This window comes from Brevibacillus sp. RS1.1, from assembly GCF_013284365.1.
In the GTDB taxonomy this organism is placed as follows: domain Bacteria; phylum Bacillota; class Bacilli; order Brevibacillales; family Brevibacillaceae; genus Brevibacillus; species Brevibacillus brevis_D.
The window spans coordinates 1-17,257 of the sequence record NZ_JABSVA010000012.1; the positions used below are offsets into that span (position 1 = coordinate 1).

Sequence of the window (17,257 nt, forward strand, 5' to 3'; positions counted from 1 at the left end):
TTGTTTCAACGCCCAGAGGCGACTTTCTTAATTTATCACATAACCACTTATAAAATCAAGTGTTTTTTAAAACTTTTTCTCAGCCTTACTGCGTTAGCGCAGCAGCGACGTTTGTTAATATAGCACGGATCACAAACGAAAGTCAACACTAATTGAAAAGTTTTTTATCCCATTAAAATAAAACCTGTTTCTCTGTCGCCCTTTTCCCCATCCTTGCATACAATCTCTTGAATCAACAAGCGCTGAAGCATCTTATCTATCACAAGAGGAATCTCGATTTCTGCTTCTTGAATCATTGGATGATTCATCAGCTCTTCCAAACGCCAAGGCCCTGATTTCGTCTCCATGAGCTCAACCAGGTATCGAACAGATTCCTTTGTTCTGGATGCGATCCAAAATTCAATTGCCAGCACAAGTAGTTCAATTCGCTTCTCCAATGCTTCCGCATTAAAAGACAGCTCCTCATACAACTTATATATAGAAGGATCTATCTGTTTGACTTGCGTCCATAAAGCTGGCTGAGGATGATCTCCCGCTTCATACACAATGAGACGAGCCAAATAGTGAATCGTTTGAATGGCAGAGTGATGTGCATCCAGCATCATACCTTGCTGCAAAAACTCTTTTGTCTCGTGAAAAAAACGAAGGATTTGGGAATACTCCTTACAGATATGTTTTTTCTGAAGAGAAGATGACAAACTAGCCAGGCGCAGCTTCATTTGTTTCATATAATGCTCATTGTCCCAAACAATTTCTGCCCTTCGAAGCATCTCGGCAAGTCGTTCATCCAAACCGCAAATGGCTCCCTTCTCCAGTTGCCACGTGCTGATTTGCTGCTCGATGATCACTTGTTCCTGAAATAGCATGCGACGGATTTTACCATCTGCTTGGGGCTCATTTACTACGACGAAATAAAAGATTCCCTCGCGAAATGGGACTAGCATATCCGAATCATTTAAAACAAGCACCGCTTGCACATCCAAACGCTGCTGGAGATTTTCCAGATACGTCTGCCTTAAAGTCATGCCCTGTTCCTCCCTGCCCCCTGGGTTGAACTTATGGATTCTACAAGTCTTGTCGGTTTCCTGCTTGTCAACAGACAAATCCTTTGTATGCTATACTATAGGGTAGGAGGAATGATCATGAAAAATACAGAACGCCTGAGCAAGATCAAACGCATGCGCACATGGGGCAACTGGAGCATGGTAATCGGCATTTTGCTGATGTATACAGGGTACGCATTTTTTGCAGGTTATTTGGACTTTATTCCTTTACTTGGAAACCTCTTAAAAGGCTCTTACATTTTTATGACGCTGCTTTTGATCATCGGGTTCATTCTGACAATGGGCAGTACAGTCTTGTTTATGATTTCCGGGATGGTCTCCACTTCAGCTCCACAGGTGCAATGCCCTTCATGCCAAAAAGTCACGAAGATGTTGGGAAAAGAAGACGCCTGTATGTTTTGTGGACAACCTTTACGCCTAGAAGACGGACATCCTCAGCAAAACCAGACATAATATGATTCCTTTCAACTATACGTAAAAAGCCACCTGCCAATTCCCCAGCATTCGGGGTGCAGGTGGCTTTCTTTCGTGAAAGCTGTCTGTCTTTTATTTCAGAGTCTCGTCAATTGCTTGCCAGATCTCCGGCACCTCAAAACCTCTGCGCCAAGAAGCCACACCCGCCAAGTCATACTTATTAACGATCTCCATACGCTTCTTCATTGACGTCACATCTTCTATCCACATTTTATAGACATTGCCATCATTCGGGTCTTTATACTCCACGTAATGTTGACCTGAAGCTTCATCCATAACTGGCGTCAGCTTGCGTTCGTTGATCCATTCCTGCGCTTTCGTCATAGAATAAGCTTTGGAACTCACCTTCACGGTTCCATCGGCCTGCTTCGCTTCCGTCCATAAGCGTGTGTAAAACGGCACACCCAGCAACAGTTTTTCGTTAGGGACTTCTTCCAGCACTCCTTGCAAGCCCCGCTCCACCCATAGCAATGATGCGACGGAACCAGCTTTTGGACTCGCTGCCCAATGCTCATCATACGTCATCACTGCAACATAATCGACGACTTCGGCCAACGCTTTCCGATCCAGGAACATGGACCATTGCTTCGCGTTTGACTTGATCGTCACATCTATGGTAAGAGTCAGTCCTTGCTGATGGAGATACGGCGTCAGCTCGCGAACAAACTGTACGAGCTCCTCTTTCTCTTCTAAATACACGTTTTCAAAATCGATGTTGATGCCATCGAGATCGTATAGATGAGCGTAGTACAGAAGCTGGGCAATTAATTGATCTCGCTTGTCATAGCTACTGAGAACGGACTTGGTCCAATCTGGATTAAACCCGTTTGTAACAAGCCCCCAAACCTTGTAGCCTCTCTTATGGGCCCATTTGACGTATGCAGGGTCGGCCCTATTCAATAGTTTTCCTTCTGCATCCTTCATTTCAAACCAAGTAGGTGAAACTACATTTACCCCTGGTAATGCACCAATTTTTGAAACATCCGGATTTTTACTGACGACGTGCTCCCATACGAGGTTGATCTTTCCCTCAGGCTTCCAAGCAGCGTGTTGTTGTCCGGTAGCAGTCGTGTGCTCCAGCTGGACTTTGCGCACATCTGTCATTCCAATACTTTTCTCTGAAATGAATCCACCTACTCCCGAAGCCGTCAAAACGTGATACCAGTTTTCCTTTTTGCCAAGAACGTCGACAACTTCACCCGCAGACAGCTCTGCTACAATCGGAGTTCGGTGAGAAGCACCAGTACGGACTGCTTGTTTTTCCTCCGCAGCGATTACTTTCGCTTGCTGAATTTCATAGCCCTCTTTTTCGACGACCAGAACACCCGTGTCTGCTTTTCGCTCAAAAGAATACGGGTACAGCTTTTCCAAAGGATCTAAAGGGACATAGCGTGTGCCGTCGACCTCTTTCACCGGAACGAGTAAATCCACAGGTTTTTTGTTCAGATAAGCGACAACTTCTCCGCTCTCCATCCGAAGCACCTTATCCTTCGTCGTGACGATAACGGAACGTGTAGGTTCATCCCAAAAAATCGCTGGATCAATGTTTTCTTTAATGAAATCAAAGGGCAACAATATTTGCTCTGATTCCAATATATACGTAGACTCTTTCCGCGAGCCTTCGTATACAATCACATTTTTATCACCATCATACGGCTGCACATGCTCAGTTGAGGCACGGAGTACAAAAAACCAGTAAATGCTGCCAAAAATAGCCAACAAGAAAAAGCTTAACAAAAACAGCCTGCCAAAAGCCCTTCTTTTTCTTCGTCTTGGTCGCAGAGCTCTACCTGACTCCCTGCTCATAATCTCCACCTGCTTCCCGGTACATAAGCCTGTCTTCTGACTTGGGCTGTATGATTTGACTCATTATTTCGATCATAGCGTTGGTTCAATACATTCACAACCTTTTGTATTCTGGTAATTCACGGACAAGCTTCTACCAAAAAGAAGACGTACGAGAAGCCAAAAGGTTACAGATATCGACAGAAAGGGTTATGTCCTCCAAAAACAAACACCCCCTGCATCACCGGGATTATCCGATTCAAGCAGGAGGTGCTCATCCATCAAATACATTCTTAGTGGGGATTCTTTTGACAGGAATCACAAACGCCATAAACTTCCATACGATGTCCGGTTACTTTGAAGCCGATGTCCTTGGAAGCAGCTACTTCTGCATCCCGCAAATACGGAAAGTGGAAGTCACTGATTGCCCCACAGGTGGTACAGATCGCGTGATAATGATCTTCTTCCACATTGGCATCGAATCGGCTGGACGCATCCCCGTAAGTGAGCTCTGTAACCAATCCAGCATCTTTAAAGACTCGTAGATTGTTGTAAATCGTTGCAACGCTCATATTCGGGAATTTGCCTTCAAGGGCTTTATATATTTCGTCAGCCGTCGGGTGAGTCATCGTTTCCAGCAAATAGGTCAAAATTGCATGGCGCTGTGGTGTCATGCGAACCCCGGTATTCTTCAGGATTTCAACAGCTTTCTCCACACGTTGTACCATCTTGTTACACCCCACAGTCTTTCGCAAGACAAAAGAACAAGCTTCTCTAATGTCATTGATTAGAATTACTATAAATAAGTGTACGTCTAGTCGGCGAAAACTGTCAATATCCATTCATTCGATTTGAACAGAAAGAAGTGGAAAATCAAGTTTTTTACTTTGCTTTTGCAGGCTTTTTGGTTGCAGGTTTTTTGGCTTTTTTGGCTTCAGCCTGTGCAAACTTACACTTGGATTGAAGTGTACAGCTACTGCACTGTGGATTGCGCGACGAACATATGCGTCTGCCGTGCCAGATTAGCCAATGATGGGCATCCGTCCACTTCTCTTTCGGAATGCGCTTCATAAGCTGCCGCTCCACTTCGTCCACATTGTCGCTATTCGCAAGGCCTAACCGGTTTCCTACGCGAAATACATGCGTATCCACCGCGATCGCCGGAATCCCGAATGCATTAGACAAAACGACATTTGCAGTCTTTCTCCCTACCCCCGGCAATGCTTCGAGCTCGGCATGCGTTTGTGGAACTTCGCTATTGTATTTTTCGTACAAGATTCTACAGGTCTCTAAAATGTTTTTACTCTTATTCTTATACAACCCAAGCCCTTTTATATGCTCTTCCATTTCTTCCTGTGTCAAATGAAGATAATGCTCCGGCTGGTTTAGTTGCTGGAACATGGGTGCGGTAATCTCATTCACCCGTTTATCTGTACATTGGGCCGAAAGAATGGTCGCAATGAGAAGTTCAAACGGGGTTGTATAATTCAATTCACAGTGCGCATCCGGATAAAGCTGCTGCAAATTATCCAAAATGTCGGCCACAGGTACTTTGCGTTGTGCCATAAATATATCCCCCTTTTCCCTACATTATACCGCCTTGGTCAACACAGCGATCGATAGCACCGCAGACTGCAACTGTTGTACAATGAATCTGGAAGTATTTAACGGGAGGAGGTTTTCCATGAAAGTATTCCTGACTGGTGCCACAGGTTTTGTTGGACAGGGTATACTCGAGCGCTTGCAGGCAGAAGGATATGAGACGGTTTGCCTCACCAGAGCTGGTTCAACAGGTAAGCTTCCCTTCACCGAAACCGCCAATCCACGTGTTACGGAAGCAACTGGCGATCTATTTGATAAAGAATCATTGATGAGAGCGATGCATGGCTGCGACGCTGTCATCCACCTCGTTGGAATTATTCGCGAACAACCGGGGAAAGGCATTAGCTTTTCTCGTATCCATGTAGAAGGTACAAAAAATGTACTGGACGCCGCCAAGCAAGCTGGAATCAAGCGCATTGTCTATATGAGTGCTCTTGGTGCACGCAAAAACGCCACGAGCGCCTATCACCGAACCAAATACGAAGCAGAGCAGCTTGTGCAAACAAGCGGTATTCCATACGTCATTTTCCGTCCATCTGTTATTTTTGGCCCTGGGGATGAATTCGTGAACATGCTCGCCGATCTGGTCCGGTTACCTGTCACACCAGTCATTGGTGATGGCTCCTATCCTTTGCAGCCAGTTGCTCGCAAGACGGTGGCGGATGTATTCGTCCAAGCCTTGAGCAGACCGGAATCAACCAATCAAACCTACGAAACAGGTGGACCCGAACGGCTCTCCTACGGACAAATTCTCGATACGATTGGCGAGGCCATTGGAAAACGAAAGGTCAATAAAATCCACATTCCCCTCGCTCTCATGAAGCCTGTGGTAAATATGATGGAGAGATTTCCATTTTTCCCGATTACCAACACGCAGCTCACTATGCTGCTAGAAGGAAACGCATGTAAGGATGGAAAGCTTCTCTACGACACTTTTCATACAGAGAAAATCGATTTTCTGCCGGGAATCACCACTTACCTGCGTACCAAATAAAAAGCGGAAGCCCCCTGCTTGATCCCAGGGGGCTTTTGCCTATTCATGCAGTGTTTTTTCTACTGCACTTGTCTCTTTATTAATATGACGAGCCACAACGAACAGATAATCGGACAGACGGTTGAGGTATTTGACCACGGACGGGTTTACCTGCTCCTGCTGTGCCACATGAACAGCTTTGCGCTCTGCACGTCGGACGACCGTACGCGAAACATGGAAGGCAGCCGCAGCTGGATGTCCGCCAGGCAAAATAAAATTGGTGAGCGGCGGCAACTTTGCATCTAGCATGTCAATTTGCTCTTCCAGAAAAGTAACGTCCTCTTCCGCAATCGGCCAACCGACCTTCTTGCCTTCTGGCGTCGCAAGCTCAGCTCCTACATGGAACAGCTTTGTCTGAATGACATGGAACACATCCTGCAATTCCTTCCATTCTTCTGTCGCAGGCAACAGAGCCAGTGCCAATCCAATCTGTGAGTTGGCTTCATCGCAAGTACCGTATGCCTCTACACGGTCCGCAAACTTAGGCACGCGGACACCTGCAACCAGTGACGTCTCACCTTTATCCCCTGACTTTGTATAAATCTTCATTCCATATCCCCTCCACAGGTTCCGTTTACAAAGCCTCTGCGACTAGAATCAATTCTGAGCTATTTGCATCAAAAGGCGTCTTTGCAAAAGAACCGTATCGTTGTGTGACCTTCAAGCCGTTTAAACGAAGCAGATGATGGAGCTCCGCGGGGAAAATGTAGCGGAGGGTAAATCGGCCCTTCACCCGTTCCGTCACAACTCCCTGTGCATCCGTACGCTCGTATATGCGTGTCACTTCGGACAGTTGCTGAAAGTGGTCATAGCGGGTGTAATCCCACATCGCAACCTCTTCTCCTGACGGGAGTGGATAGGTGCCACGCAAGGACATTTTTTCATTTTCCTCGTAAAAATGATGGATCTTGGGTACAAACACGTTCATGATGAACTTCCCGCCTGGAGCCAGATGCTTGCGAATGCACGTCAATGCCTTCATTTGCTCTTGAACATGCAAAAGGTGCAAAAACGACCGAAAAGGAATCATAATCAGTGAAAATGACTCCTGCAGATCAAAGGCGCGCATATCCCCTTGCAATAGCTTTAAGCCGGATGTCACACCTTGTTCCTCAGCCTTTACCTGAGCCCTTGCCAGCATATCCTGGGATAGGTCAATTCCGGTAACGTCGATGCCAGCCTGCGCCATCGGAATGCTGATTCTTCCGGTGCCGCAAGCGAGATCCAGTACTTTTCCGCCTGCCAGCTTGGCTTGCTCCAGATAGAACTCAACATCACCCGTAACACCGCGTTGCGTGAGATCATAGTAGTCAGCCCATTGATACATATTGCTCATCTGGTCCTCCTATGCTTGCATTTCTTTCGATTGAAGGTAGGCCATCACGAGCTTTGCCGTGTTGTCGAGCGCTTCTTTATGTGTACGTTCATGGGAGTGGGAAGCATCTACTCCCGGTCCAATCAAGCCATGGACAACGTCATATCCGGCTCTCAGCGCAGCACTTGCGTCAGAACCATAGTAAGGATAAATGTCCACTTGGTAGTTCAGACCGTTCGCTTGTGCGAGCTTGGTCAGATGGCTACGCAATCCGTAGTGGTAAGGTCCTGTGGAATCCTTCGCACATATGGACACGCAATACTCATCTGTCGTCTGACCGTCCCCAATCGCTCCCATGTCAACAGCCAGGTACTCCACCACGTTGTCAGGGATGCTGGAGTTGCCACCGTAGCCGATCTCTTCGTTATTGCTGATAAAAAAGTGCGTGGTGTAAGGCAGCTTCAAGCCGGATTCACTCAGTTCTTTCAAAACCCCCAGCAGCACAGCTACGCTTGCTTTGTCGTCAATATGGCGGGACTTGATAAAGCCACTATCCGTTACCGTCACTCGCGGATCAAAGGAGACGAAATCTCCAACGGAAATCCCAAGCGCAAGGACTTGCTCTTTGTTTGTGACCTTTTCATCCAGTCGAACTTCCATGTTCGCCTCATTGCGCTCTGCTTTCCCCGCTTCTGAGCTGTAAACATGCACGGAAGCTTTGGTGGACAAAATGGTACCGGTTACAAGACGACCGCTGCTAGTCTCTACAACGCAGTGCTCTCCTTCAATCGCATTGAATGCAAAGCCGCCGATCAAGGTCAGCTTCAAGCGCCCGTTGCTCTTTATTTCCTTTACCATCGCGCCCAGCGTATCGACGTGAGCGGTCAAGAGTCTTGCCTTTTCGTTATTGGCCCCCGCTACTGTTGCAACGATTGCCCCTTTGTTTGTCCGGTTACAAGAGACGCCAAGCTTTTCTAACTCTTGTGCAACCCAAGCCATTACTTTTTCCGTATTGCCGGATGGACTTGGGATGTTCGCCAATTGGCAAAAGCTTTGTACAACATATTCCGTGGATACACTCATCTGTATTCCTCCATTCGCTCATTGCGAAATAAACGTTAGGATTGAAGCTCTTCCTTAATAAATTGAAGCACTTCCTGCACATGTCCTTTGACCTTTACTTTTGGCCATACCTTTGCGATGTTGCCTTCTTTGTCGATGACGAACGTGGTGCGTTCTATACCCATGTACTCTCTTCCGTACATTTTCTTCAACACCCACACACCATAAGCCTCAGCCACTTGGTGATCCGGATCGGCCAAAAGTGGAAAAGGTAATTCGTGCTTCGCGATAAATTTATCATGCGATTTCACAGAATCCGGACTGATTCCGAGAACAACTGTATTCAGCTCAGCAAAGCCCGAATGGAAGTCACGGAAATCACATGCTTCTGTGGTACATGTCGGCGTTTGGTCCTTCGGATAAAAATAGAGTACTACATTTTGACCATGAAATTGGGAAAGTGAGAGGGTCTGATTGTCGCTCGCCTGCAAAGTAAATGCAGGTGCAGCTTGTCCTACTGCCGTCAAACTTTTCCCTCCTCTCGATAATATCCTGTTTTTGCTGGTCCCATTTTACCACAATCTAGTAGTGACTTCATCCGCATACAAGTTGCGCTTTGATTCAGAAAAGGATAGAATAAAAAAAAATAAAATTTGGCCTAGTCAGTTGGATGGTGAATTCGCATGAAAGAGTTTTATGAAGTAACAGATCCAGAAGCGCTAAAATCGCTTGCTATAGCGGAACGGGTTAAAATTTTGGAACTCTTTGAAGATTTGGAGCCCAGAACGGCCAAACAAATCGCTACAGAACTAGGCGAAAATGCTGCACGGCTACATTACCATGTGAAGGAGCTCGTGCGTGTTGGGCTGCTCGAGCAAGTGGATACCCGGGTAAAAGGCTCCATTGTGGAGAAATATTATGAGCCTGTTGCCAAGGTCATTCAGGTCAAGCTCCAATTGATGATCGAAGAAAACGCTCAACAATTAAGTGATGTCATGTTCACTCCGTTTCGTACTACGGAAAAGGACCTCATGCGAACTCTCAATCGCTTCGTCGCAAGCGACCAAGATGTTAGGAAAGAGTATAAAAATACGTTCGCTTATAATTTGACTGAATTTTATTTAAGTCAAGATGAACGTAATCAATTTGTCGAAGACATCTCTGAGCTGTTGCAAAAGTACAAAGGGTTCAAAAAGGAATCTGGTCGTCGAAAATTCAAGTTTTTCGACACCCTGTTCCCATTGACTCCAGCTGACCCAACAAATGATTCAGATGATCCTTTTGATGATTCGGATGAGTAAGTCACCAGGAAAACCATCAGATACGATGGTTTTCTTTTATTTTCTAATCAAAGGAGGACTCCCATGCGGACAATCTTGTTTGATTTCGACGGCACAGTTGCCGATACTCTCCCCTTGATCTTCACCGCTTTTCGCTCTACCTTTCAGCAGTTTTTACAAGAGCATTATACCGACGAGCAAATTGTAGCTCTCTTTGGCCCCACAGAGACAGGCATTTTGCAAAACAAGCTGCCCTCCCATGTGCATGACAACGCCCTCGCTCATTTTTATCGTGTATACACAGATGAACACTCCCGTATACAAAACCCGGAAAATATCCGAAACATGCTCGATGAACTACACACAGCCGGTATCCAAATGGGGATCGTGACAGGAAAAGGCCGCAAAAGCGCTGATATCTCCCTCCGAGAATGGGGATTAGACAAGTATTTTTCCGTCGTAATCACAGGGGATGAGGTCACTGATCCGAAGCCACACCCAGAGGGGATTTTTACCGCTATGAAACAACTAGGCGCTACACCGGAGAACACCATTTTTGTTGGTGACAGTGATGCCGATGTGTTGGCTGGTCGTGCCGCTGGTTTGCAAACAGTCGGTGTGGATTGGCTTTTGGTTACACAAAAGTCGGGAAAATTCGCTCCCGAGCCTGATTACCACTTTACGGATGTTCGAGCTTTTACTGATTGGATACTCGGACGCTAGATGAAAAAAGGGTATGCCCTGCGCCAAAGCGTGGACACACCCTTTGTTTGATTAATACGCCCTACCGAACCAGACACTATGCTGTGACTCTTTGCCGCAGCAAATGCAGGCTTTCTTTTGTACAGGAGGCTCAAACGGGATGTTGCGGGAGGTGAACTTCGTTTCTTCCTTGATCTTCGATTCACAAGCATCATCCCCACACCAGCCAGCTAACACCCATCCACTCGTTTTGTTTTCGCTCTCGTTTTTGGCAATATGAGCGGATAGCTGCTCCAGTGTATCGATCCTCAAATGGGAGTTCTCATCCCGAAAGGCTAGCGCTTTTTGGAACATATTTTGCTGAATCTCTTCCAACAGTTGAACAACTGTTTGCGCGATACCTTCAAGTGAAACCGTCACCTTCTCTCCTGTATCTCGTCGAGCCAAAATTACTTGACCATTTTCCACGTCACGCGGACCGAGCTCCAGACGCAGAGGAACCCCGCGCATTTCCCATTCATTGAACTTCCAGCCTGGCGTTTCTTCGCGAAGATCAGCACGGACACGCACACCTGCAGCCTTAATCTCGTCAAAGAGTGGATCAAACGCCTCCATGACTTTCTCGCGCAGCTTCATCGGACCGACTGGGATCATAATCACTTGTGTCGGAGCCATGCGAGGTGGCAACACGAGACCGCGGTCATCGCCATGCACCATGATCATCGAACCAATCAGTCGCGTAGAGGTTCCCCATGATGTGGTGTGAACGTACTTGAACTGATTGTCACGATCCAAAAACTTGATTTCAAAGCCGCGTGCGAATTTATCGCCCAAATAGTGCGAGGTGCCCGCTTGCACTGCTTTGCCATCCTTCATCATCGCTTCAATGGAATACGTGTCGACAGCACCAGCAAAGCGTTCACTTGGTGTTTTTTGTCCCTTCCAAACCGGAATGGCTAGCTCCTGCTCGACGACCTCTCGGTAAATCTCTAGCATTTGCATCGTTTCCTGACGAGCTTCCTCCTCTGTCGCATGTGCCGTGTGGCCTTCCTGCCAAAGAAATTCTGATGTCCGCAAGAACGGCATCGTCCGCTTCTCCCAACGAAACACGTTTGCCCACTGGTTGATTAATACAGGCAGGTCGCGATAGCTCTGAATCCATTGGCTATACATATGTCCGATGATCGTCTCTGAGGTTGGACGTAGCGCGAGCTTTTCCTCTAGCGGCTCACCTCCGGCCTCTGTTACCCAAGGCAGCTCGGGATTAAAGCCCTCGATATGCTCTTTTTCTTTTTGAAAGAAAGACTCGGGGATTAGCATCGGGAAATAGGCATTGCGATGCCCTGTCTCCTTGAAGCGCTTATTCATCGCCTCTTGAATTCGCTCCCATAGCTCGAAGCCATCCGGCTTGAACACGATGCAGCCGCGTACTGGTGTGTAGTCCATCAAGTCCGCCTTTTTGATGGCATCAATGTACCAACGCGAAAAATCCTCCGATTGCGGTGTAATTTCTTTTACAAACGCTTTGTCCTCTTTCATCCGTCTACGCTCCTTTTTGTTCTTACGTAAAATGCAAAAAATCCCCCATCCCAAAAAGGGACGGAGGATTAACTTCCGCGGTACCACCCTGATTGACTACAGCATACGCCATAGCCCTCTCAATAACCCGATAACGGTGGGCATCCGGCTCAGTTCTTCACCAGCGGCTTCAGGATGGGGTGCAGTTATCCTTTACGTATCAGCCTTCCAGACTAGGGCCGACTCTCTGTCACGTGGGTATAGCTGCGGGTCCTTTCATAGCCTTTTCTGACTTTCTATTAAGTAAACATATTAGCGAGTCATGTCGTGGTTGTCAATTGTTGGTTCGCGCAGCGATTCGGGAGCCGAGCTTCACGTAGATCGGATATGCAACCACTGAAATCATAACACCTTTGAAAAGATTGAATGGTACGATTCCGTACAGAACCAATGACCAGATACTTGTCGCATTGAACATGGACAAGAGCTGTTCAATCGGCATTTGATATAGCACAGCGTACGCAGGCAACAGCACATAAGCATTCGCTACAGCCATGACTATCGTCATCAAAATCGTCCCTAGAGCCAGACCAGTCAGGAAGCCCTTTTTGCCTTGGCCGAGACGCTGCATGTAGACAGCCGCAAAAATAAAGCTTGATCCTGCTACGACATTTGCGAGCTCACCGATCAACAGACCGTCTGTATTTTTGAAGAGCATATGCAGTGTATTTTTCAGTACCTCGATAATAACGCCAGCTACAGGTCCGTACATGAGCCCCCCGATCAATGCCGGGAGTGTACTGAAGTCGAGCTTCAAAAAGCTTGGCATCAGCGGAACAGGAACCTCGAGATACTGCAGAATAAATGCAACCGCCGCCAGCATGGGAATCGTCACCAGCTTTTGGGTTGCACGTGTGCGCGAAGAATGCAGCGCTGTTTCTTTCATGTTTACCATCTCCTCATTGTTCTACTCCTTCTTGAGGAATGGCAACAGTCGTTGTAAGCTCACACGTCTTGTTACACAAACAGAATAAACCCTGTGGCTAAAAGTTCCACAGGGCATTTGCAAGCGTATGACAAACCATGCGCAAATAAAAGGTACAAGAAACAAGAGGGCTGGCCTCTACGTTCTCATCCCGTTTGCACAGGCAAACAAGCACGTGTGATAAACGTACTGTCGTCATCCTTCTCCCATCCAGACTGTACTGTCGGCTCTGGAATCACACCAGATCCTGCACTCCGTCGCTACCTATCAGCTCGGGAGGCTCGCGGGCTTAACATGCATAAAGCATGATCACCGCCGGTCGGGAATTTCACCCTGCCCCGAAGGAATGTGTAGTTGTATACAGCATATTATACTGCTGTTTTTTGATTTGACAATAGAGGAAACTGCCAGCTCGACACTTCTTGTTTATTTTTCCGATGAGTTTAATGTGAATAAGGCTCATCCCCATTTGAAAGGGGGTGAGGCCTGTGGTAACGAACGAAACACTCGGACTGCTTTTCCAGTTTGGGTTGTTCCTGGTCGCTTTAATCGGCTTGGTTGTTACCTTGACCAAAAAGAAATAGACCGCCCTTGAGTTCACCAGCTCTGCGGTCTATTTCACACCAAGAATTGAGCCGCCCCCTATGCGGGAAGCGCCTATTGTACCGATCGTTCCGGTTGCAGCCGGGACGGTCGCTTTTTACTTTATGCTTCTATATCTCGTTACATCTAATATTACAACATCGATTTCGGATTATAAATCATCAAGAACCAGCTCCCCGATATTTCGTAACACCCCAGTTCCAAACGAGAATCCCAATCCCGAAGAAAATAACAGCAACTACCGGCGTCATTGCCGCATACGTATACCAGACTTCCTTGCGTAAAAAGTAAGCCGCTGGATAAACACCCACGAAGGCAAACGGCAGCACGTAGGTGAGCACAAAGCGAATAGCCTTGTTGTACACATCTACCGGATAGCGCCCATATTGCTGGATGTTGTAAATCATCGGGGCAATCCCTGTTCGCGAGTCGGAAAAGAAGCTAACCGCAGCAATCGCAGTATACACGCCACCGTAAATCAGTGCCCCACTGATCGAGAGCCCGATAAAGATGAACACGTCGTACCAGTAAAACGACAAATCGAGTTGAATGGCAGCGTACCCCATGATGATGATTCCGGTTATGACGCCAAAAATGCGGTCAGGCGCAATCGACTCGAGGCACACCTGCGCCAGATTGTGAATCGGTCTCGTCAGGATGCGATCCATCTCGCCACGGATGATATACCGTTCATTGAAGTCCCAAAAACCGAAGAACATCGAGAACAATGCGTATGGAACCAAAAAGAAACCATAGATAAAGATAATCTCGTCACGCGTCCAATCCCCCATCAGCGGAACATGAGTGAACACAACAATAATAAAGACGAGATTGATCAACTCAGAAACCAGATTGGATACAAAATCTCCGAGAAAATCCGTTCGATAGGCAAGTCTCGTCTTGAAATACTGGCTTAGGTAGTCGGCAAAAATACTAAAAATATGTCTCATGTTTTGCATGCTCTACCCTCCCTGCACAACCAGCTTGTTGCGGGCAAGACGCCACATCACCAAGATGGGGACCAGTATGACAAACATCCAGATGAACTGAAAACCGATCAATTCCCAAGAGCGTTCCGTTGAAATCGCACCTGTGAAGATCAGACTCGGATAGTAGTTGACCGCCTGGAATGGAAGATAGCCCATTACCGTTTGCGCCCAACCGGGGAAAAAGCTGATCGGCAGCACGAGACCAGACATCAGATCCACCACGACCCGCTTGGCGCGCATCATGCCATCGTTTCGGAACAGGAAGAAAGTCAACAAGCCTGTCACCAAATTGATTTGTGTATTGATCAAAAACGCACACATCAAGCTCAGCAAATAAAGCCCCCATCCGGTCGCTGTAGCCGGGAAGCTGAACGGAATGATCAGGCTGATAAGAAAGATTCCTGGACCCGCGAAAAAGAGAAAGCGAAAGATCCCTTCCCCAAACGCCTGCGCCGTTTTCACGGACAAGTAATTATAGGGGCGTATCATTTCGATCGCGACCTTGCCTTCTCGGACGTCCTGGGCTATTTCTGTATCGATGTTGTTAAAATAAAACGCCCGCGACATCCAAGCAATCGCAACGTAGGAAGTCATCTGTTCCACCGTTAGCCCGCCCAACTGCTGCTGGCCTCCGTAGATCGCTCCCCATAAAAAGTAGTACGCACCGATGTTGATCGCGTAGATAATGATCCCGCTGTAATAGTTCACACGATAGGCAAGCATCGTCAAAAACCTCATGCGGATAAGTTCCATATAAAGCTTACGCATGGCTGGCTACCTCTTGGTCTGAGGAATAAATGTTGCGAACGATATCCTCTGTGCTCGTCTCCTCGATTTTCACGTCACTGACTTCAAACGATGACATGACCGTCGACAAAACAAAGGGCAGCATTTCCTGACTTCGCGCTACTTTTACATTGAGGGTAAAATCATTGATTTGCTCGATCTCACAAGGCATCTCTCCCAATGCCTGACGGAGTGCGGCTGTGGAAGTGCGCTTTTTCATTTGGAAGGACACCTCAGTGCCATTGCCCCATTTTTCCTTGAGGTCATTCAGCAAGCCATCGAAGATCAGCTTCCCTTTGTCCATGACAAGCACACGTTTACAGAGAGCTTCGATGTCTGACATATCGTGAGTCGTCAACAAGATCGTCATATTTTCCGTCTCGTTCAGATTGCGGAGAAACTCACGGATTTTTTGCTTAACGAGCACATCGAGTCCAACTGTCGGTTCATCGAGAAACAGCAGACGTGGCTTATGAATCAGCGAAGCAGCCACTTCACAGCGCATCCGCTGTCCGAGACTCAGCTTGCGCACTGGCTGACTGACGAACGGAGTAATTTCCAGTTCCTCAATCAAACGCTCCAGCCACTTTTCTCCTTCTGCTTCGTCAACCTTATAAACGCTTTTCAATAGGCGGAAGGACTCTAGTGGAGATAGGTCCCACCAAAGCTGAGAGCGCTGCCCGAAAACAACTCCGATAGAACGAACATACTCTTCCCGCTGCTTGAAAGGTACAAAGCCGTTAATGACGATTTCGCCATCGCTCGGAGTTAAGATACCGGTCAGCATCTTGATCGTGGTCGATTTCCCAGCACCATTTTCCCCAATCAGCGCGAACATTTCCCCTTCCTCTACTGTAAAGGAAAGGTCATCCACTGCTTTTACCGTCTTGTACTCCCGACTGAACAAATCACGAAAAGCACCACCAAGGCCCGGTCTGGACTGATGGATGCGGAAATCCTTTTGTAAATGATTTACTTGAATCATGGAAAACCGTCCTTTTTTCTTCGCTTAAATACCATTTGTAGTGTATATGAGCTAATCGAATTGTGCAAAAGGCAAACTGCACCAAACTGTTAATGAACATAAAGGATCATGCCCGTTTTGTCGTCAGACTTTTTGAAGCGAATATAGTGGATGCATTCGGGATCGTTGTTTTCTAGAGAAATGAGCTCGTCTGTATAACGTTGCAGCCCTTTATGTACGATCGGCAGCACCGTTTCTTCCCACTCCGGCTGTGCTCCCCCTAAAGCTCTCGGCATGAACAGACCATCCGTTGCCAGCACCAACGCCTTCACGCCAACCCGATTCATGCGTCCATACTCGATAAAATCCCGACAGGCAGCATCGCCATTCAACACACCGTAGCCCCCTGGTCCATTCGCCTGATAGCGGTTATGGATCAGGATGTCCATACATCGTTCGTACAGCTCTGTTCGGGTACACAATCCTTCGGTGATTCCTTCTTCCCACTTCGCCAAAGCCGCCTGTTCCAAATGGCTGACTTGCGTATGCGTCAGGGGTCTTACCATGTCATCATCATAAACGGCAAATATCATGCAATCTCCCAACTGCGCGTACTCGATTTGGGCATCTTTTACACGGACGACTGCACAGGCCGCTCCCCACAATTCTTCCTTTTTCTCAAGATCGATGCCGCTTTGCCTCATCTGCTCCCGGAGTGCTTCGTTTATCATCTCCATATAATCGTGCAAAACTGCATCCTCAGGGATTGCTTCCAGCTGCTTTTTTACAAGCTCAGCCGCGATAGCTCCGCCTGTCTGTCCTGCTGCGTTCTCATACGGGACCAGCGACGTAATGCCATCGATGACCGCATACACATGCTTGACCTGCTGAATCACATAGGCGTCCTCATTGCTTTTGCCGCTTCCTTTCATGGAGATGCACTCAAGTTTCATGATGCTCCCGCCTTTACCCATGGAGTGATTTGCTTGAAAATTGTATCATTTTTCCTTTCCTTCATCTATAGCTCTCCGTTCATATCCAGTTGTTGAACTGCTGTGGTAAGATAATGAAGGACTTTTTCCAAAAGAAAAGAGG

19 protein-coding genes and 1 riboswitch are annotated in these 17,257 nt (G+C 47.3%); of the genes, 5 read left to right on the forward strand and 14 right to left on the reverse strand.

The genetic code is table 11. From position 1 onward, the window contains the following. Positions 1-164 precede the first annotated feature (164 nt). Positions 165-1,025: a hypothetical protein gene (locus tag HP570_RS25385; protein ID WP_012684799.1), complete on the reverse strand. Its 861-nt coding sequence runs from the start codon at positions 1,023-1,025 to the stop codon at positions 165-167. 117 nt (positions 1,026-1,142) lie between these two features. Between HP570_RS25385 and HP570_RS25390 the strand changes: the two genes are divergently transcribed. After that, entirely contained in the window at positions 1,143-1,517 is a 375-nt protein-coding gene (locus tag HP570_RS25390) for a YgzB family protein (RefSeq protein ID WP_012684798.1), read from the forward strand. Between the two features lie 93 nt (positions 1,518-1,610). Here the strand turns inward: HP570_RS25390 and HP570_RS25395 are convergent, their stop codons facing one another. The 3 genes from HP570_RS25395 to nth all read right to left on the reverse strand — a co-directional run bounded on the left by HP570_RS25395 (position 1,611) and on the right by nth (position 4,889). Next, the gene (locus tag HP570_RS25395) at positions 1,611-3,344 is read right to left on the reverse strand and encodes a glycosyl hydrolase family 18 protein (RefSeq protein ID WP_173627552.1); all 1,734 of its coding nucleotides are present in this window, start codon (positions 3,342-3,344) and stop codon (positions 1,611-1,613) included. Between the two features lie 272 nt (positions 3,345-3,616). Next, complete coding sequence (gene perR / locus HP570_RS25400; RefSeq protein WP_012684796.1) at positions 3,617-4,051, reverse strand: peroxide-responsive transcriptional repressor PerR; 435 nt, start codon at positions 4,049-4,051, stop codon at positions 3,617-3,619. A gap of 154 nt (positions 4,052-4,205) precedes the next feature. Continuing rightward, a complete protein-coding gene (gene nth, locus HP570_RS25405; protein ID WP_173627553.1) occupies positions 4,206-4,889 on the reverse strand; it encodes an endonuclease III in 684 nt (227 codons plus the stop codon). Between the two features lie 118 nt (positions 4,890-5,007). Here nth and HP570_RS25410 point away from each other — a divergent pair, with 118 nt between their 5' ends. Continuing rightward, positions 5,008-5,919: an SDR family oxidoreductase gene (locus HP570_RS25410; RefSeq protein WP_173627554.1), complete on the forward strand. Its 912-nt coding sequence runs from the start codon at positions 5,008-5,010 to the stop codon at positions 5,917-5,919. A gap of 39 nt (positions 5,920-5,958) precedes the next feature. Here HP570_RS25410 and HP570_RS25415 read toward each other — a convergent pair whose 3' ends face one another. Genes HP570_RS25415 through bcp form a run of 4 tightly spaced genes read right to left on the reverse strand, consistent with a single transcriptional unit; the run spans position 5,959 to position 8,862 of the window. Then, positions 5,959-6,507 carry a cob(I)yrinic acid a,c-diamide adenosyltransferase gene (locus HP570_RS25415; RefSeq protein WP_007728750.1) on the reverse strand — a complete coding sequence of 183 codons (549 nt, stop codon included), beginning with the start codon at positions 6,505-6,507 and terminating at the stop codon, positions 5,959-5,961. A gap of 25 nt (positions 6,508-6,532) precedes the next feature. Continuing rightward, on the reverse strand, positions 6,533-7,294 hold the full coding sequence (locus HP570_RS25420) for a class I SAM-dependent methyltransferase (RefSeq protein ID WP_142498337.1): 762 nt from the start codon (positions 7,292-7,294) through the stop codon (positions 6,533-6,535). A 9-nt stretch (positions 7,295-7,303) separates the two neighbouring features. Continuing rightward, positions 7,304-8,356, reverse strand: coding sequence for a M42 family metallopeptidase (locus tag HP570_RS25425; RefSeq protein WP_173627555.1), 1,053 nt, complete (start codon positions 8,354-8,356; stop codon positions 7,304-7,306). Between the two features lie 35 nt (positions 8,357-8,391). Then, positions 8,392-8,862 (reverse strand): thioredoxin-dependent thiol peroxidase, encoded by a 471-nt coding sequence (gene bcp, locus HP570_RS25430; protein ID WP_048031450.1) that lies wholly within the window; start codon positions 8,860-8,862, stop codon positions 8,392-8,394. Positions 8,863-9,018: 156 nt separating this feature from the next. On the opposite strand from bcp, the gene HP570_RS25435 reads away from it, so the two are divergent. Both HP570_RS25435 and HP570_RS25440 read left to right on the forward strand, forming a co-directional pair. Beyond that, complete coding sequence (locus tag HP570_RS25435) at positions 9,019-9,636, forward strand: winged helix-turn-helix domain-containing protein (RefSeq protein ID WP_173627556.1); 618 nt, start codon at positions 9,019-9,021, stop codon at positions 9,634-9,636. Positions 9,637-9,699: 63 nt separating this feature from the next. After that, positions 9,700-10,338, forward strand: coding sequence for an HAD family hydrolase (locus HP570_RS25440; RefSeq protein ID WP_173627557.1), 639 nt, complete (start codon positions 9,700-9,702; stop codon positions 10,336-10,338). Positions 10,339-10,389: 51 nt separating this feature from the next. Here HP570_RS25440 and proS read toward each other — a convergent pair whose 3' ends face one another. Together proS and HP570_RS25450 are read right to left on the reverse strand one after the other, a co-directional pair. Then, positions 10,390-11,856, reverse strand: coding sequence for a proline--tRNA ligase (gene proS / locus HP570_RS25445; RefSeq protein ID WP_173627558.1), 1,467 nt, complete (start codon positions 11,854-11,856; stop codon positions 10,390-10,392). A 313-nt stretch (positions 11,857-12,169) separates the two neighbouring features. Continuing rightward, positions 12,170-12,781 carry an ECF transporter S component gene (locus tag HP570_RS25450; RefSeq protein ID WP_012684787.1) on the reverse strand — a complete coding sequence of 204 codons (612 nt, stop codon included), beginning with the start codon at positions 12,779-12,781 and terminating at the stop codon, positions 12,170-12,172. A 233-nt stretch (positions 12,782-13,014) separates the two neighbouring features. Further along, a riboswitch (FMN riboswitch) is annotated at positions 13,015-13,170 on the reverse strand. Positions 13,171-13,308: 138 nt separating this feature from the next. Between HP570_RS25450 and HP570_RS29725 the strand changes: the two genes are divergently transcribed. Continuing rightward, positions 13,309-13,404: a putative holin-like toxin gene (locus HP570_RS29725; protein ID WP_012684786.1), complete on the forward strand. Its 96-nt coding sequence runs from the start codon at positions 13,309-13,311 to the stop codon at positions 13,402-13,404. A 180-nt stretch (positions 13,405-13,584) separates the two neighbouring features. Here HP570_RS29725 and HP570_RS25455 read toward each other — a convergent pair whose 3' ends face one another. The 4 genes from HP570_RS25455 to HP570_RS25470 all read right to left on the reverse strand — a co-directional run bounded on the left by HP570_RS25455 (position 13,585) and on the right by HP570_RS25470 (position 17,115). Further along, complete coding sequence (locus HP570_RS25455; RefSeq protein ID WP_375138865.1) at positions 13,585-14,382, reverse strand: ABC transporter permease; 798 nt, start codon at positions 14,380-14,382, stop codon at positions 13,585-13,587. A gap of 3 nt (positions 14,383-14,385) precedes the next feature. After that, positions 14,386-15,180, reverse strand: coding sequence for an ABC transporter permease (locus HP570_RS25460; RefSeq protein ID WP_012684784.1), 795 nt, complete (start codon positions 15,178-15,180; stop codon positions 14,386-14,388). Next, the gene (locus tag HP570_RS25465; protein WP_012684783.1) at positions 15,173-16,183 is read right to left on the reverse strand and encodes an ABC transporter ATP-binding protein; all 1,011 of its coding nucleotides are present in this window, start codon (positions 16,181-16,183) and stop codon (positions 15,173-15,175) included. Before HP570_RS25465 ends, HP570_RS25460 begins: the two co-directional genes overlap by 8 nt. An 89-nt stretch (positions 16,184-16,272) precedes the next feature. Then, a complete protein-coding gene (locus HP570_RS25470; protein ID WP_254495464.1) occupies positions 16,273-17,115 on the reverse strand; it encodes a protein phosphatase 2C domain-containing protein in 843 nt (280 codons plus the stop codon). Between the last annotated feature and the right edge of the window lie 142 nt (positions 17,116-17,257).

What these genes read in the sequence shown, in the direction of transcription:
- HP570_RS25385 (WP_012684799.1), bottom strand. Translation starts at nt 1,025, where the DNA reads ATGACTTTAAGGCAGACGTATCTGGAAAATCTCCAGCAGCGTTTGGAT.
- HP570_RS25390 (WP_012684798.1), top strand. Translation starts at nt 1,143, where the DNA reads ATGAAAAATACAGAACGCCTGAGCAAGATCAAACGCATGCGCACATGG.
- HP570_RS25395 (WP_173627552.1), bottom strand. Translation starts at nt 3,344, where the DNA reads ATGAGCAGGGAGTCAGGTAGAGCTCTGCGACCAAGACGAAGAAAAAGA.
- perR (WP_012684796.1), bottom strand. Translation starts at nt 4,051, where the DNA reads ATGGTACAACGTGTGGAGAAAGCTGTTGAAATCCTGAAGAATACCGGG.
- nth (WP_173627553.1), bottom strand. Translation starts at nt 4,889, where the DNA reads ATGGCACAACGCAAAGTACCTGTGGCCGACATTTTGGATAATTTGCAG.
- HP570_RS25410 (WP_173627554.1), top strand. Translation starts at nt 5,008, where the DNA reads ATGAAAGTATTCCTGACTGGTGCCACAGGTTTTGTTGGACAGGGTATA.
- HP570_RS25415 (WP_007728750.1), bottom strand. Translation starts at nt 6,507, where the DNA reads ATGAAGATTTATACAAAGTCAGGGGATAAAGGTGAGACGTCACTGGTT.
- HP570_RS25420 (WP_142498337.1), bottom strand. Translation starts at nt 7,294, where the DNA reads ATGAGCAATATGTATCAATGGGCTGACTACTATGATCTCACGCAACGC.
- HP570_RS25425 (WP_173627555.1), bottom strand. Translation starts at nt 8,356, where the DNA reads ATGAGTGTATCCACGGAATATGTTGTACAAAGCTTTTGCCAATTGGCG.
- HP570_RS25435 (WP_173627556.1), top strand. Translation starts at nt 9,019, where the DNA reads ATGAAAGAGTTTTATGAAGTAACAGATCCAGAAGCGCTAAAATCGCTT.
- HP570_RS25440 (WP_173627557.1), top strand. Translation starts at nt 9,700, where the DNA reads ATGCGGACAATCTTGTTTGATTTCGACGGCACAGTTGCCGATACTCTC.
- proS (WP_173627558.1), bottom strand. Translation starts at nt 11,856, where the DNA reads ATGAAAGAGGACAAAGCGTTTGTAAAAGAAATTACACCGCAATCGGAG.
- HP570_RS25450 (WP_012684787.1), bottom strand. Translation starts at nt 12,781, where the DNA reads ATGAAAGAAACAGCGCTGCATTCTTCGCGCACACGTGCAACCCAAAAG.
- HP570_RS25455 (WP_375138865.1), bottom strand. Translation starts at nt 14,382, where the DNA reads ATGCAAAACATGAGACATATTTTTAGTATTTTTGCCGACTACCTAAGC.
- HP570_RS25460 (WP_012684784.1), bottom strand. Translation starts at nt 15,180, where the DNA reads ATGCGTAAGCTTTATATGGAACTTATCCGCATGAGGTTTTTGACGATG.
- HP570_RS25465 (WP_012684783.1), bottom strand. Translation starts at nt 16,183, where the DNA reads ATGATTCAAGTAAATCATTTACAAAAGGATTTCCGCATCCATCAGTCC.
- HP570_RS25470 (WP_254495464.1), bottom strand. Translation starts at nt 17,115, where the DNA reads ATGAAACTTGAGTGCATCTCCATGAAAGGAAGCGGCAAAAGCAATGAG.